General features: G+C 45.3%; 11 protein-coding genes. 8 read left to right on the forward strand and 3 right to left on the reverse strand.

Annotated features, from left to right (window positions below):
- Nucleotides 1–108 precede the first annotated feature (108 nt).
- The 3 genes from AACR09_RS23430 to AACR09_RS23440 all read right to left on the reverse strand — a co-directional run bounded on the left by AACR09_RS23430 (nt 109) and on the right by AACR09_RS23440 (nt 5601).
- Nucleotides 109–2535, reverse strand: a complete 2427-nt coding sequence (locus AACR09_RS23430) for an ATP-binding protein (protein WP_193835785.1) — start codon at nt 2533–2535, stop codon at nt 109–111.
- On the reverse strand, nt 2528–3622 hold the full coding sequence (locus tag AACR09_RS23435; RefSeq protein WP_193835786.1) for a cytochrome-c peroxidase: 1095 nt from the start codon (nt 3620–3622) through the stop codon (nt 2528–2530). The genes AACR09_RS23430 and AACR09_RS23435 overlap by 8 nt, the downstream gene beginning before the upstream one ends.
- Before the next feature lie 416 nt (nt 3623–4038).
- Nucleotides 4039–5601 (reverse strand): arylsulfatase, encoded by a 1563-nt coding sequence (locus AACR09_RS23440; protein ID WP_004730480.1) that lies wholly within the window; start codon nt 5599–5601, stop codon nt 4039–4041.
- Between the two features lie 347 nt (nt 5602–5948).
- On the opposite strand from AACR09_RS23440, the gene AACR09_RS23445 reads away from it, so the two are divergent.
- The 8 genes from AACR09_RS23445 to AACR09_RS23480 all read left to right on the forward strand — a co-directional run bounded on the left by AACR09_RS23445 (nt 5949) and on the right by AACR09_RS23480 (nt 16982).
- Complete coding sequence (locus AACR09_RS23445; protein WP_004730481.1) at nt 5949–7496, forward strand: arylsulfatase; 1548 nt, start codon at nt 5949–5951, stop codon at nt 7494–7496.
- Between the two features lie 208 nt (nt 7497–7704).
- Nucleotides 7705–10143, forward strand: a complete 2439-nt coding sequence (locus tag AACR09_RS23450) for a tetratricopeptide repeat protein (RefSeq protein WP_193835787.1) — start codon at nt 7705–7707, stop codon at nt 10141–10143.
- Nucleotides 10144–10327: 184 nt separating this feature from the next.
- On the forward strand, nt 10328–11311 hold the full coding sequence (locus AACR09_RS23455) for an AAA family ATPase (protein WP_004730485.1): 984 nt from the start codon (nt 10328–10330) through the stop codon (nt 11309–11311).
- A 12-nt stretch (nt 11312–11323) separates the two neighbouring features.
- Nucleotides 11324–12286 (forward strand): DUF58 domain-containing protein, encoded by a 963-nt coding sequence (locus AACR09_RS23460; RefSeq protein ID WP_017080116.1) that lies wholly within the window; start codon nt 11324–11326, stop codon nt 12284–12286.
- Entirely contained in the window at nt 12287–12829 is a 543-nt protein-coding gene (locus AACR09_RS23465) for a DUF4381 domain-containing protein (protein ID WP_086051061.1), read from the forward strand.
- Complete coding sequence (locus AACR09_RS23470) at nt 12822–13901, forward strand: vWA domain-containing protein (protein WP_193835788.1); 1080 nt, start codon at nt 12822–12824, stop codon at nt 13899–13901. Before AACR09_RS23465 ends, AACR09_RS23470 begins: the two co-directional genes overlap by 8 nt.
- Nucleotides 13894–15618 carry a VWA domain-containing protein gene (locus AACR09_RS23475; protein ID WP_193835789.1) on the forward strand — a complete coding sequence of 575 codons (1725 nt, stop codon included), beginning with the start codon at nt 13894–13896 and terminating at the stop codon, nt 15616–15618. The genes AACR09_RS23470 and AACR09_RS23475 overlap by 8 nt, the downstream gene beginning before the upstream one ends.
- Nucleotides 15615–16982, forward strand: a complete 1368-nt coding sequence (locus tag AACR09_RS23480) for a BatD family protein (protein WP_193835790.1) — start codon at nt 15615–15617, stop codon at nt 16980–16982. The genes AACR09_RS23475 and AACR09_RS23480 overlap by 4 nt, the downstream gene beginning before the upstream one ends.
- The last annotated feature ends 43 nt before the right edge of the window (nt 16983–17025 follow it).

Genomic DNA, 17025 nt, shown 5'->3' on the forward strand with positions numbered 1-17025 from the left:
CAAAGGTACATGATAGTCGACCACAAAAATGATGGTTGCACCAAGGGCTAAGAGCATATTTGATCGCGTATTGGGTAAATTAAAGTTCCATGTCATGTGATATCTCACTTAGCCCGTTTTACGTTGTTGATTAAGCTTGTTTATTAGGCGCGTAGCTTGATGGCTATTGACCATCAGGCGGTTGATCAGTTGTTGGAGCAACTCAGCTTCTGGCATGACATGACGCTCTGCTATCTGTTCAGCGAAAGTTGCGAGTTCCAGTACTTCCGTCATTTCAAACTTTGACGCAATGCTTATTACCGCGTTTAACGTTTTATTTAAGTCATCGGGTCTGGCGCTCGAGAACAGTTCTATCAATTCATCAATTTCGTTTTCTAGCTCATCAACGAGAGACGTCAAGCATTTGAGCTTCTCGTCTGATTTGAGCTCATCGTTAGCTAAGAATTGGCTACGCGACAGTTCTTCCTCAGTGAGTGGCAGTTTATTTTGGGGATGACGGGTTAACATGGTTATATTGCTTGCACCTTTGGTTAAAAGGTTATGTGCGTTGGCCAAGTTATGTCGGTTACCCTCAAATTGGTCATGAAACTCATTGATGGCGTTTTGTAAGCTGTTTTTCTGTAATGGTTTGGTGAGAACAAAATCAGCCCCTGACATGATAAATTCATCGTGTGCTTCTTTAAATACGTCGGCTGTGCATGCGAAAACTACGGTAGTCAGCTTGAGTTCGTTACGGATTTTTTGAATTGCCTCAATGCCGCTCATGTTAGGCATGTGGTTATCCATGATGATCAGGTCATATTGGTTTGAAACTAATTTATCTAAGGCTTGTAAACCGTCGTAGGCGTTCTCAACCGTTAAGTTGATAGATTCACAGAACTTCCTAATCACCATTGCGTTGATCTTGTTGTCTTCGACTAACAATACTGAGAAGTCATCGAGAGTCTTATTGGTTTTGGTTGGCGTTTGATCGATGACTTGTTCTTCAAGTTCGCGCATTTCAAGCGGAAGCGAGATAGTAAATCGAGTACCGAAATTAAGCCGGCTGGTAACCGTGATGGTGCCACCCATCAGTTCGACTAACTGCTTGACAATGGAAAGCCCTAATCCTGTCCCACCAAACTTACGGGTCGTTGATATCTCGGCTTGTTCAAATGCCGTGAATATATGGTCGGTCTTGTCTTCTGAGATGCCAATACCTGTATCAGTCACTAAGATATTCACGCTTGGTGGGGTGGTTGGTGCAATCAAGAATTCCACTTCAACCTTTCCTGACTCAGTAAATTTGACGGCATTCCCTGCTAAATTAAATAAGATCTGACGTGTACGTGCAGAGTCACCAATCAACTGAATATGGGTAGGGATGTTATCTTTAATGGTAAAAGCGAGGCCTTTGTCTTCTGCAAGAGGCGTCAAGGTTTTATCAAGATGTGTCACCACATCTGCCACTGAGAAAGGGCTATATTCAAGCTCCATTTTTCCTTGCTCAACCTTAGAAAAGTCAAGAATATCATTCAATATGGTGACAAGATGCTGGCCTGAATCGATGATGATCTGTGCTTGTTGACGGGTATCGGCGCTTTGCGAGTCCTCTTTGATTATTTGAGCGATACCTAGTACGCCATTCATCGGCGTTCTTAGCTCGTGACTCATGGTGGCAAGGAATAAGGACTTCGCTTCGTTGGCTTTTTCTGCTTTGTCTGCGGCTTCTTGATAGGCAAGGTTGTTTCGTTTTAATTCAAAGACTCGGAAGATAAATATGGCGAACGAGAAAGCGAAGGTTAATAGCGCGAGTGTGATGATAAGTTTGACAATCACGCCTTCTAGTTGGTCTTGAAGGTCGGTGAATTGATGTTCAATTTGCTCAAGATACTCCATGTTATGCACCGAAAGAACTTGAGATAACAGTACATTTTGTTGCTGATTGAGTTCAGCGAACGTTTCAGACAGGTCCGCCAACTCTGAGCTAATCTCTTGATGTTGAATTTGGCTCCCTGAAAATAACACGCTAGCAAGTAACTCACTTTGAATGTTGAGCTCCGGTGTAGAGAGAACATTTAGTTTTTCTGAATCATGTACCCTTGCTGCTTTTCGATGGTTTGCTGAATTACTATCAATGAGTTGCAGCGTTAGGGATTGCAGTATGAACTGACGAGCGACACTCAACCCGACGAGCTTGTCGAGCGTATCGACATTGGATATCGAGGCCTTGTGGAAACGCTCAAGTAATTGGGTGGTTTGTAAGTCTTGAAAGAACGTTGAGTAGATGCTTTCCCCCTTATAGCTATCCTTTAGCTCTTGCAGTTCTATTTCTAGTCTGACTAAATCAGCCGACATTTGGTAAGGATTCGAAATGCCCACGAGAGCAGCGTTGGTTATCTGATCGCGCATCTCTAAAACTTCATGCCCCAGCTCTCGAACAGATTCTCCATATTCCGATACTTTCCCGTGCTCAGAATAGGTCAATATAATTAAGCTAACCAAAGCCAAGAATAGCGAGAAAAACAGCAAAAAGATGAGTCTGATTTTATTCATTTTCAAACTCCACTAACATCTGAGGGCGGCTGCCCGTTAAGGTTTCTAGAAATGTTTTAATCTCACTAATGGTTTGCTTTTCAAATGTTTTACCGAGTTGGCTTTCCCCCATGATTTTGATGGCTTCCTCTAACGTTTCAGTTTGACCATCATGAAAATAGGGGGCAGTGATCGCCACGTTTCTTAAACTGGCGACACGGAAGAGGTGCTTGTCTTGTGGTTGTCCTGTAAACATAAATCGACCTTGGTCTTCACTTCGTTCTGAGCCCGTTTTTGATAACCCAAAATAGCCAAATCGCATCACCATACCTCCGCCAATATTGGTACCTTGGTGGCAGCGAATGCAGCCTTGCTTTTGAAAGGTCTCCCAGCCTCGCTTGGCTTTATCAGACAGCGCTGAATGATCGCCTCGCAAGTACTGGTCGAAAGGAGAATCAGGCGTGGTTAGCCCTTGCATGAACTCAATAAGTGCAGCCTTAATCGAAACTTCGTTGATGGTTGTCGATTGTTCTTTGAATAGGCTGATGTAAGTCTCCGATTGAGAGACATAGTCCGTAATGTGTTTCCAGTTTGAATCCATTTCGTCAACGTTATGTACTGGACCATCGATTTGATCGCCAAGGTTATTCACCCGACCATCCCAAAAAAATCGGTAGTTAAAGGCAGCGTTAAAAACGGTGAGTGAATTTCGCATTCCCGCTCCATTTACGCCAATGGAAACAGGAATCACTTCAGCGCCATTGGTTTGCAGGCTATGACAACTTTCACAGCTGACACTTCGGTTCGACGATAAGTTAGGGTCTTTGAATAGCGCCCAACCTATCTTGGCAAGTTCATTGTTAATCTCGGTCGAATCTGGAATTGGGAATATTTGTTGATCTGGAAATGCCGCTTGTTGGGCGTCTTGTGAGTCTGTATTTGAGTCGTGTTCTGAAGAGTATGACTCATCATGGTCGTTTGCATGAGAGTGATTTTCTTGGTGCTCAAATGAGGCGTGCATCTTTAAAGAAGCGGCGTCATAAACCAGTAGGCCTATTGAAACGCAAATGACAGTGATGCTTATTACTGCTAAATATCGCGTTTTCATAGTATTAGTTCCATCTAGTTTAGATAATTTTGGCAAGTCAGAATCCTTCTGATTTAAACCTTATTCACCCTGTGGATGAGAGGCGTATATTTATAAACTTAGTTTCATAGTGGTGATGTTGCAAGAAGATGGTGTAACAAGAGGATAGGAGCAAGATGAAGTCATTGAATCGTTGAATGACAAGGAATAGGGATCGTTAGAAACAACGCGTTACGTAGGGTAAGTTAGTGACCTAACGGTCAATTCGAAAAGACCTTGTTGTATAAAACTCGGATTTTTAAGATACAGATACTGATGCAGATACAGAAAACAAGTGCCAGACGTAGAAAAGCCGTGGTAACTGCATAGAGTGACCACGGCTTTGGTATTACATCATGTACTTTCTAAACTGCTTGAATTACATGGTCTAGAAGGACTTATTTAGCTTGCGCTGCTGCCGCTTCTAATTGCTTAAGTTTACCTTGAAGCATGTAAGCATTTTGGTTGAAGTTACCAGGGTTCAACACTTGGCTTTGCTGCATTGGGTAGTCAGGTAGCGTGTTCATGAACTCTTGTACTTTGCCGCCTACTGGTACGAATAGCCACATGTTGTCTGCCATCCAGCGTAGGTACATGCCCGATTCGTGTGGTGCTTTTTCGAATGGGTCAGCACGTAGGTGAACTACTTGAGGCCAGTTTGGTTGGAAGCGAACTGCATCAACAATGTTACCGTCCATTACTGCGAACGAAATCTTGAAGTCATTCCAACGAACTGCGTTTAGCTCAGCGTTAGCAGAGAAGTAAAGCATGCTGTCACGAGGGCCTTTCTCTTCTTTGCCTTGGAAGTAAGGTAGGAAGTTGTAACCATCTAGGTGAACACGCCAGTTTTTACCGTTGTAAGTTGCACCTTTATCAGACGCAAGTTTCTCAACCACTTTATCATCACCAGCGGCTGCTAGTAGAGTAGGGATCCAGTCTTGGTGCCCCATGATATCGTTGATCTTAGTTCCCGGTTTGATAGTACCAGGCCAGCGAACTAGCTGAGGAACACGCATACCGCCTTCGTAAGTTGTACCTTTTTCACCGTGGAAGTAAGTAGCACCGCCATCAGGCCAAGAAACTGTCTCTGCACCGTTATCGGTCGAGTAGATGACGATAGTGTTGTCTGCGATCTTAAGCTCATCAAGCTTGTCTAGAAGGATACCCACTTGGTCATCGTGCTCTAACATGCCATCAGCGTAGATGCTGATACCCGATGCGCCTTGGTATTTTTCTTGTAGACGAGTCCACACGTGCATACGTGTTGTGTTATGCCAAATGAAGAATGGTTTGTCAGCTTTTACTGCTTTTTCCATGAATGCTAGAGATTCTTCTAGGAACTCTTCATCCGCATGCTCCATACGCTTACGCGTCATAGGGCCTGTATCTTCAATCTTACCGTCAGAAGTCGATTTGATTACACCACGAGGGCCAAAGTTCTTACGGAACTCAGGGTCTTTAGGGTAGTAGTATGTCTCTGGCTCTTCTTCCGCGTTTAGGTGGTACAGGTTACCGAAGAACTGGTCAAAACCGTGGTTTGTTGGAAGGTGTTTGTCTTGGTCACCCATGTGGTTCTTACCGAACTGAGCTGTCATGTAGCCTTGTTCTTTAAGAAGGTCTGCGATCGTTGGAGCCCAATCAGGGATACCGTGGTCCGAACCTGGCATACCGATAGTCAGTAGACCTGTACGGAAAGGTTCTTGACCGGTTAGGAATGCAGCACGACCAGCAGTACACGATTGTTGACCGTAGTGGTCAGTAAATAGTGCGCCTTCGTTAGCAATACGGTCGATGTTAGGTGTTTCGTAACCCATCATACCGTTGTTGTATGCACTGATGTTGAATACACCAATGTCATCACCCCAGATAGCAAGAATGTTTGGTTTTTCTGCTGCTGTTGCCGCTGAAGAAGCTGCTAATAAGCCAACACCTAATGCTAGTTTATTAATTTTAGTACCCATAAGGACTCCGATTCACTTTTAAGATTAATGCGTTAGAACAACGCATCGATGAGTAAATGTTATTCTCAAAATTCCGTTACGTCCTTTTATAGTGCTTATAACCAATCGTTATGATGCATGGTTAACTTACTGATTAAATTGAATTTAGGCTAATGGTTGCCAGAAACCCTTAGATAACATGTGTGATCCTTATCATGTTTGTCGCCGTAAACCTTATCGATAACTTCTGCACCTGTATCTGAATGAAAAATGACAAAAAGATTAATAGCTTAGCGAACCTCGCGCATGTTTAAAAAATGGACTATATGTTGTAGGGCAGGATGCAAATAACTTACGAAGAGGTTTCTATGACAGCGAAATATGGCGTTAAGCGTCGTTTAGCAATTTTGGGTACGGCGATGATGGCGGCTTCCACCACCACATTCGCAGCTGAAAAACCAAATATTCTCGTGATTTGGGGGGATGATATTGGACAGTCTAATGTTAGCGCATACACCTTTGGTTTAATGGGTTACAAAACGCCTAATATTGATAGCATCGCCAAAGAAGGGATGATGTTTACCGATTATTACGCTGAACAATCGTGTACTGCGGGTCGCTCTACCTTTATTACGGGACAAAGTGTATTACGAACGGGTTTGAGTAAAGTAGGCTTGCCGGGCGCAGACATTGGCTTGCAAGCGGAAGACGCGACAATCGCAGAAATGCTGAAACCTATGGGTTACATGACAGGTCAATTTGGTAAAAACCACCTTGGCGATAAAGATGAATTCCTTCCAACAGCACACGGGTTTGACGAATTTTTTGGCAACCTTTACCACCTGAATGCTGAAGAAGAACCAGAGAATGAAGATTACCCAACCGATCCTGAGTTTCGTAAGAAGTTCGGTCCGCGTGGTGTCATTAAGTCATTCGCTGATGGCAAGATAGAAGATACGGGTCCACTGACGCGTAAGCGTATGGAAACGGTCGATGAAGAAACACTAGACGCGGCACTTGATTTCATGGATCGCGCAGTGAAAGCGGACAAACCATTCTTCGTTTGGTGGAACGCAACACGTATGCACTTTAGAACGCACGTGAAAGCCGATAGTAAAGGTGTAACCGGTGTCGGTAATTACGCTGATGGTATGGTTGAGCATGATCGACACGTTGGGCAACTATTGAAGCAAGTGGATGAGTTGGGAATCAAAGACAACACCATCGTTTTCTACTCAACGGATAACGGCCCACACATGAACTCTTGGCCTGATGCGGGTACAACCCCGTTCCGTGGTGAGAAAAACACTAACTGGGAAGGCGCATACCGTGTACCAGCAATGGTCCGTTGGCCTGGTAAGATTGAACCTGGAACCGTATCCAATGAAATCATGCACCACATGGACTGGATGCCAACCTTCGTTGCCGCTGCTGGTGATGACCAAATCAAAGAGAAATTGCTGAAAGGTCATACTGCCGGTGATAAAACGTTTAAGGTTCACTTAGATGGTTATAACTTCCTTCCTTACCTAACGGGTGAAGAAGAAAAAGGCCGTCGTTCAGAGATCTTCTACTTTACCGATGATGGCGATTTAGCGGCGCTTCGTTACAACCAATGGAAAGCGGTGTTCATGGAGCAACGTGCAACGGGTACCATGCAGATTTGGTCTGAACCGTTCGTGACGTTACGTCTTCCTAAGCTGTTTAACCTGCGTATGGACCCATACGAAAACGCAGATATTACTTCGAATACCTATTATGACTGGTTGTTAGACCATGCTTATATGTTCGTTCCTGCGCAAGCGTATGTAGGCGAGTTCTTAGAAACGTTTGCCGAATACCCACCACGCCAAAAAGCAGCAAGCTTTAGCTTGGATCAGGTTATGGAGAAACTTCAAGAGAACCATAATAAGTAAGCTTTGGTTTATTGAAACTGATAGCTTGATGAAACTGATAACACGAAAGAGCTCCTAGGAGCTCTTTTTTTATGCGCATATCGATGAGTAAATCCCGGTCGTGAATATGAATCACAACTATCGTGCTCATTGCCACTAAATAATTGTATTTTAGTCGTTTTTACGTCTACCTTAGTAAGCATAAGGATGTATAAAAACAAGGAATGTTATGTCTGCATGGTTGTGCTCGCTAGTGAACGGATTGAAACACCAGAGAGTCGCAGTATTATCCGTAATCTTGTCTCCACTTATGTTGTCGCTGTTCAGTTTGAGCACCTATGCCAACGAGCAAGATCCTAATAGCAACACTGAGGCTTCAAAGCTCAGTTCTGTAGCTTCACACGCTAACTCTGATGTTTTACCTATCGGCTCTAAAGCCACGTATGTCGGATCGGAAGCTTGTGTTGATTGTCATAGTGAAGAAGTCGAAGCGTGGCAGGGCTCTCATCATGACATGGCGATGAAACACGCTGCAGATGAATCTGTATTAGGCGATTTCAACGATCAAACGGTCACTCATAGCGGTAAACCCAACCGATTTTTTCGCAAGGGTGAAGAGTTCTGGGTCAATATCGAAGGCCCAGACGGGCAATTCAAAGATTACAAAATCAGCTATACCTTTGCCTTTGAACCATTACAACAGTACATGGTTGAGTTTGAAGACGGTCGAGTACAGTTGATTCCTTTCGCTTGGGACTCTCGCACTGAGGGCGAAGGCGGTCAACGCTGGTTTAACCTCTACCCGGATACCACCAACACTGATGAATTCTACTGGACCAATAGCGGTCAAAACTGGAACTTCATGTGTGCTGATTGCCATTCAACGAACCTAGAAAAGAACTACGACAGCGCAAGTAATACTTACAACACTACTTGGTCTGAGATTAATGTCGGTTGTGAAGCCTGTCATGGGCCTGCAAGCGAGCACGTTAAACAAGCCCAGCTAGCAAAAGCTCAATTGACCAAAGATCAGTCAGCAAAAGCCAGCGGCGGAAAGGATGCTCAAGTCTCGGCGCATTATGGTTTTGATCGCGACTTGTCGAAGTCGGTCAAAGAGTGGATCTACCAAGAGGGCAACTCAACCCTGCAACCAAAAGACATCATCCATACCAATCAAGTTCAAACCTGTGCGCAATGCCACAGCCGACGTACTCAGTTAAATGAAACGGGTGACCACGTTAACGGGTCTTTCTTTGATAAGTATCGTCTAAGTTTGATTACTCCTGAGCTTTACCATAACGATGGTCAAATCTACGATGAAGATTACGTTTACGGATCTTTCTTGCAATCAGTGATGGCTGAAAAAGGCGTCACATGTACTAACTGTCACGATCCCCATACCGCTGAACTAAAAATTGCCGAAGAAGCGGTGTGTAGCCAATGTCACATTGCATCAGAGTACACGCCTGAAAAGCACACCTTCCACGAGGCGAATACCGAAGCTTCACAATGTACCACTTGTCACATGCCAGAAACGACTTACATGGAGGTCGACCCAAGACGTGACCATAGTTGGCATATCCCGCGTCCTGATATTAGCCAACATATTAAAACGCCGAACGTGTGTACTAGCTGTCATGAAGACCAAACTGACCAGTGGGCAGATAAGCAAATCGGTGAGTGGTTCCCAGATTCTAAGTATCGTAACCAACAACATTTTGCCGTTGCCTTTTATGCTGACTCAATAGGGCACAGAGGTGCAGAGGATGCGTTGGCATACTCGGCTCAGGACTCCAGCTTAAGCAATATCATTCGTGCATCGAGCTTAGAACGTTTGGGCGGCAATACGGGTAAGAATACGCTTATCTCGCTAGCAAGAGCGGTGAAACATGATGATGAAATGATCCGTTTGGGCGTTGTGCAAGGCTCGTCTGGTTTCCGATTCACTGACCGTTGGCAGATTCTAGAGCCGCTGCTGAAAGACCCTGTATTGTCGATTCGTTCAGAAACCGCAGGTGCATTGGTACGTTACTGGGGAGAAATGAATCCTTTGCAGAAAGACCAAATCAAGCCTGCATTGGAAGAGTACATTGAGATACAGCAGTTTAATGCCGATAGAGGATTTGGACGTACTAACCTAGGCAACGTCTACCGGGATTTAGGTCAGCACGACAAAGCGATTGAGTTTTATCTAGGTGCTATCGAAATCGAGCCTTATTTCGAAAACAGCTACGCCAACTTGGCGGATTTGTATCGTGCGCAAGGTAACGAAGCAAAAGCGCTGTCGACCTTGAAGCAAGGTATTGAAGCTCAGCCTAAATCGAGTGTATTGCCATACAGCACAGGGTTATCTCTGCTTCGAGTGAAAGATTACGAACAAGCAACGGACTACCTTAAACAAGCCGCTGAAACTGCGCAAACCGACCCACAATATTGGTATGTGTACGGATTGGCTTTGGAGAAATCGGATGTGCTTGCGGCAAGTCAATCACTGCACAAGGCTTACCAATTTAGCCGCAACCCACAGCACTTGTATGCCCAGTGTGAAGTGTTGGCGCGAAACAGCCATATACCGGGCGTACCAAAGGCGTTTGAGCAATGTATTTCATCACTGAGCAAAGTGGCACCGCCGGAGGCCATTAACCAATTGAAAGCTAAGTTTAAATAAAGCGATGAGGTGAGCTTGGCTATGGTGCTTGCTGCTTATTCCGCTTGTAACCAATTATCGCGCTTATGAGCAATTATCACGTTTATAACTTATCGCGCTGATGAACAATTATCACGTGTATAACTAATAGTTATGGGGCTTGTGAGTAGGATGTACGCAGCCAGATTTAATTAAGGGAAGACCTATGAACCATGCGCAACAAGCAATAAACCAACTGATTGAACAAACAGAGAAAAGTGTTATCGGTCAGAGCCACGTCGTTCGGGCTCTGGTGATAGGGTTATTGACTAATGGGCATGTGCTTTTAGAGGGACTTCCCGGTACAGCGAAAACTCGTTCAGTGAAATCGCTGGCGAACCTACTGAACACCAGTTTTGGTCGAATTCAGTTTACGCCTGACCTGCTGCCATCAGATGTAACCGGTACAGAAGTGTATCAAGAGCTTGATGGAAAGCCTCAGTTGCACTTTCAACCGGGCCCTATTTTCAACAGTATTGTTTTAGCCGATGAAGTGAACCGTGCGCCTGCAAAGGTACAAGCGGCTCTGCTTGAAGCCATGGCGGAAGGGACGATTACGGTGGGTGGTCAAACTCATATCCTACCTGATCTATTCATGGTGCTCGCTACGCAAAACCCAGTTGAGCAAGAAGGTACGTATCCACTGCCTGAAGCACAAATGGACCGTTTCATTATGAAAGTCACGGTCGACTATCCAGAAGATGAAGCTGAACGCGACATCATTCGACTCGTGCGCAGTGAAGAGTTGGGTAGCGAAACGAGTTCAGAATTAGTCACTCCACAACATATTGAACCTGAATTGGTGCTTGAAGCGCGCCGCCAACTTCCAGATATTGCCGTTTCCGATTTAGTTGAGAACTACATCGTGGCTTTGGTAATGGCGACACGGAAACCTGAGCGTTATCCAGAATCAGACTTATCGAAATGGATTGAAATTGGTTCAAGCCCTCGTGCATCTATTTCATTGGATAAATGTGCTCGCGCTTATGCGTGGCTGCAAGGGCGTGACCACGTCACGTTAGACGATGTGCGTGCCATGTTGCCAACCGTATTAGGTCACCGATTCTCATTGTCTTACGATGCATTGGCCGATGGTGTTGACCATCAAAGAGTGGTTGAAGAACTGCTTGATAATGTTGAGATCGGATAACTAGGGGGCGTCATGGCGAAGCCAACACAAGCTCCCAAACCACAAGGCCTTGATCCTCGACTGTACTGTGACTATTCAAGGTTAGTGCGAATTCAGGCTCAAGCTGAGTCATTTTCACTGTTACCTCATTTAAAAGCGGGCAGCGTACTTTCGGGCAGACATAACTCTTTGTTCCGTGGTCGTGGTTTGAACTTCGAAGAATTACGTCATTACCAATTGGGTGATGATATCCGTAATCTCGATTGGAAAGTCACCATGCGAACGGGGAAGCCGCATGTTCGCAGTTACACCGAAGAGAAAGACCGTAATGTGATGATCTGTGTCGATCAGCGGAGTTCGATGTTTTTTGCTTCTCAAAACACCATGAAATCCGTTGTGGCTGCCGAAGTGGCGGCACTGTGTGGGTGGCGAGTGCTAAAAGATGGTGACCGTGTCGGCTTCGTTTTAGCCTCACATCAAAAACTGTTTCATACCAAAGCGCAGCGTTCACAGTCTGATTTACTGGCTCAGTTAAAGCATCTTACCAAGGCTAATCAAAGCTTAGACGTGAGTGTGAGTGACAGCGAGGGTGTTGGTTTTAGCCAGTGGATTGAACTGATCAAACGAATGAGACTCAAGCAATCAACCTTGATATTCATTAGTGACTGGCGAGACTGCCGAGAACAACATCTCGATCGACTAAAGCAGTTACAGCAACACAACGATATCTTGGCCATTATGGTCACCGACCCATTAGAACAGTCATTGCCTCAAGATCTTGCAAGCGCAAACTGGGTGGTGGGTGATGGTCGTTTTCAACTTAATCTGGATAGCCAATCTAAGGTAAACCTCGCGAGTGAAAGTCTTGCTCAGAAAGCGGCACTTCAGAAACAGTCCCTTGCTAAATTGATGGCGATGAAAAACCTCCCTTATATAGAATTAGACACGTCGGGCAATCACATATCACAGCTGCAGAAGCTAGTGGGAGGGCGCTAAATGGCTGTTGAACATACTCCTCCAAGTACCTATATCCTCCGCGAACTGCACGATGTAGCGATTCCTGACAGTGTGAGCTGGGCTCCTCAAACGATCGGCTGGAAGATCCTTGGCGTTATTCTGTTATTGGTCGCTATCTATCTGGCTTATCGTTTGGCGCAGAAATGGTGGAATAACCGTTATCGCAAAGAAGCGCTTCAAGAGCTCATGATATTGGATGCACGAGACAAAAATTCAACAGAACGAACCTTCAAAGTACTGAAAGTGGTACTTCGTTACCTAGACAGCAGTAATGCAAAGCTGTTTGGACAAGCCTATGTAAACCGTCTAAACGCTTATCTGCCTGTTAGCGCTAACACAAGTGAAAACAGCAATGCGTTCTTTGCCGATGAAATCTCAGAATTATGGATGCAGAGCTTAATTGACCCTAATGTGCGTTTGAGCTTTGAACAGCGTTTAGAGGTGATTCAAACCGCGATGATGTGGCTAAAAATTCATAAACCAGATGTACAAGCGAAACCAGAGGGGCAAGATAATGTTTGATAGTTTATCTGCCAGCTTTGAATTCGCGCACCCACTGTGGTTTATCGCACTACCTTTGCCTTTACTCGTTTATTTCGCCGTACCTGCTTATCGCACCAAACAAATGGCGATCAAAGTGCCGTTTTTCAGTGAGCTGGTTGAAGCGATTGGTGAGGCGCCGTCTGAAGGGGCAAGCCAGCTAACACCAAGCTGGTGGCAACGAACCACGCTCATTATTACTTGGGCATTAGTGGTGTGTGCGCTCGCTAAACCAACCATTCTTGGTGAGCCGCAAGTTCGCGAACAATTAGGTCGTGATGTGATGGTAGTGGTCGATTTATCTGGCTCAATGGCAGAACAAGACTTTACCTCTAAGCGGGGCGATAAAATATCTCGTTTGGACGCGACCAAAGAAGTGCTGGCTGATTTTGCGACTACCCGAAACGGGGATCGACTCGGTTTGATTCTTTTTGGTGATGCAGCGTTTGTACAAACACCGTTTACAGCTGACCAAGATGTGTGGCTTGAACTGCTTAATCAAACCGATGTCGCTATGGCAGGGCAAAGCACGCACTTAGGTGATGCAATTGGCTTGGCGATTAAGGTGTTTGAACAAAGCGAAAAGCAAAGTGCTGCCGTTCAAGATTCAAGTGTTGATGCCAACGAAAAAGAGAAGGTCGTGATCGTACTAACCGACGGTAATGATACGGGAAGCTTTGTTGAACCGATTGATGCCGCCAAAGTGGCGAAGGCGAAAGGCGTTCGTATTCACGTGATCGCCATGGGTGACCCACAAACCGTTGGTGAAGTGGCTTTGGATATGGAAACCATCAAACGAGTGGCTCAAGAGTCTGGTGGCGAAGCCTTTGAGGCGCTTAACCGCGACGAACTAACCAAAGCCTACGCTCAAATCGGTGAACTAGAACCACAATTATATGAAAGTACCACTTATCGTCCTAAACAGGGACTGCACCATTACTTAATGGCGATTGTTGTTGTGATGTATTTGACGGCCTTTAGTCTGGCGACTTTACGTAGAAGATCGCTTTTGGCTTCCAAAACTAAAAAATTGAAAGGAGAGGATGATGCCTGATTCTCTCACTCTGCAACAGTTCTTTACCCAGTTTCATTTTATCCGACCTTTGTGGTTGTTGGCCTTTATTCCGATGTTCTTCCTGCTATGGGTTCGTTGGAGAGAAGAGACCAAACCAACGTGGAAAGACATTCTACCTGCACACTTACGTGATGCATTGACCATTGGCGAAACAGGCTGGCGTAAGCAGCTGCCATTGAAGCTATTGGTGGTGATTGTAACTATCGCCATCATTATCTGTTCTGGCCCAACATGGCAGCGTGAGGCTTCGCCTTTTGGTGAAGACAAAGCGTCGATGTTGGTTGTGCTTGATAACAGTGAATCTATGCTCGCTAAAGACTTACCACCGAGTCGCTTGGAACGATCTAAGCAGAAGATTAGAGACTTATTAGCAGCTCGGAAAGGCGGTAATACGGGCTTAGTTGTTTACGCAGGCAGCGCACACGTCGCGATGCCCGTTACTCAAGACAGCAAGGTATTCGAACCGTTTCTAGCGGCTATCACACCCGATATCATGCCGGTATCAGGTAAGTCAGCAGAAGAAGCACTGCCATTGATTAATCAACAACTGTCTGGTGAGTTAGGCTCTTCTGTACTGCTGGTATCAGATGGTGTAAACCCAAGCACCATTAGGGCGTACGAGAGTTTCTTTAACGACAATCCGTATCAGTTGCTCATTCTCGCCGCAGGAAACAGTAATGTGGTGAGCGATAACCCAGTCGACCTAGATTCACTGCGTAACTTAGCGAGTAAGACGGGTGGACGAGTGGTTGAGGTGACCGTTGATGATTCGGATATCCAACAACTGAACAGAGCGGTTGAAAGAAACATGCAGCTCAGCGGCGAATCTTCAATGCCTTGGAAAGACATGGGCTATGGCTTGCTTATCCCAATGGCGATTATCATGTTGTTGTGGTTCAGAAAAGGATGGCTGGTGCAGTGGTGTGTCGTTGGTCTAGTGATTTCGGGCAGCCTGTATTCACCAAGCATTTTGGCGAAAACCGTCAACTTAACCGCTGAGAAACCCGCTGTGGTGGAGTCGGTTACGGCTTGGGACAAAACAGCTCAATGGTGGTGGGACTTATGGTTAACGCCCGATCAGCAAGGTCAACGCCTGTTGAATCAGAAGGAGTACCTTCAAGCTGCAAAACATTTTACTGACCCCATGAGAAAAGGCGCGGCTTACTATTATGCTCGTGATTTTAAGCTCGCTCACAGTGCATTCCTGCAAACCAAAACTGACCTTGGTTTATACAACGCGGCGAGTGCGTTAGCCAGACAGCGTGAATATCTTGCGGCGCGAGACCTTTTGAAATCATTAAGCGAGAAAGAGGATCTGTCACCAGAACTAAGAACGGATGTCGAAAACAATCTTGCTGTACTTAGTGGAATTGTCGAAGAGGTAAACCGAACCAGTGAAAGCCAGTCCGGAACCACAGATGGCCCTGAAGAGTCGTTAGAACTCGAAGACGATCAGCCACGAACGGGTGATGGCGCTGAAGAAGAAACGGTAGCGGAATTGATGCTCAAGGAAACGCTTAATGCCAATGAAATTTTGGGTAGCCAAGAGCTTGCCGATAAGTGGTTAAAACGAGTAGAAGCGGACCCTAAGTTCTTCTTAAAATCTAAATTCCAAATTCAGCTACGAGACCCTGCACCTTCCATCGAACAAGCGTCAAAACAGGAACAGGTATCAAAACAGGAGCAAACCCAATGAGTCGATATGATTTAGCTCTTGAAGCCATTCAATCAAAGAGAGTGCGATTCAGATCCCATAAGTGGTTACTGTCGATGACTCTTATATTGAGTTGGTTTTCTCCTTTTGTTGCTTCTGCTGCCGATATCTTCGATCTCCAAAAAAGTGGTGACGTTGAGCTTATCGCTTGGGTAGGGGAAAAGCCAAAGTCAGGCGATAAGATAACGCCGACTAAAGTGAGCGTTAATGAGCAGGTAATTCTGAATATTGAGGTGGCGACGCCGCGTTGGTTAACGGGAGGGACTCGAATCGGCAGTATCGAAATCCCTAACGTGATCGCTAAGCAACGTAACCAACTCGCGACTAATTACACGGAACGGGTCAATGGCACTACATGGTCGCGTCAACGATGGGAAGTGACGCTCTATCCGATGACTTCTGGCGAGTTTGTCATTCCAACCGTGCCGGTTCGCGTCCAAGTTTCTGCTCCTGATGGTTCTAACGTTGGCGGCACGCTTTACACGCAGCCAATTAAGTTTGAAGCTTCGTTGCCTTCAGGTTTACTTGATAATGAATCGCCTTGGTTTTCTGCAACAGAAGTAGATACAGAGCAACAATGGCAACGCTCGAGTGAAAACTTAAAAGTAGGCGATGCCATTACTCGAACGGTAACCATCAAGGCGAAAGACAGTTTGTCTGTATTACTGCCGGATGTGTTGAACAATGAATCGCCCCAGCAGTACCAAGCTTACCCGCAACCTAATCGTTTAGATGATACTCAAGATCGTGGTAACTACCGTTCCAGTCGAATTGAGGAGACGGTTTATGTTATTCAGCAGGGCGGTGAATTTACGTTGCCAGAGTTTTCATTTCAGTGGTGGGACAGCAAGAATCAACGCCTTGAAACCGTGGTGATAAAAGGGAATGTGTTTGAAGCTAAACACACAGTCCAATCTTTCATCAAGGCTTACATGTCAGTGTTTATTAGCGTTGGTCTGGCACTGTTATTCAGTGTGGCGTGCTTTGTTTCTGTTAAACGTTATTATGCGAACCGCCCAACATCAGGTTGGTTGGTACTACGTCGTTTACTTAAGCAAGGTAATTGGCCTGCATTAAGAACCTTTATCTACCGCCAATTGCGAAACGAAACCTCTCAGTTAGAACTGAATAAAGCGCAACTTGGTAAATTGAATGGACAGAAACGTTGGCTAGAAGACAGTGAATCCCTCCAACAAGGGCGTGAAGACAAAAACGTATTTACTCGTTTATGGAAAAGCTTACGTAAATTACCCAGTGATAAATCAAACTCAAGCAATTCTCGTTCAATTTTCGACCGCTTGAAAATCCCTAAAGCCTTACCAGACTTAAAAGATAGAACTAAGTAGCAAACTTTAGTCATTCGCATCGAACAAAATCGGCAGGTTCTCT

Origin of the sequence: Vibrio sp. OPT20 (assembly GCF_963889365.1) — a bacterium.
Taxonomy (GTDB): Bacteria; Pseudomonadota; Gammaproteobacteria; order Enterobacterales; family Vibrionaceae; genus Vibrio; species Vibrio splendidus.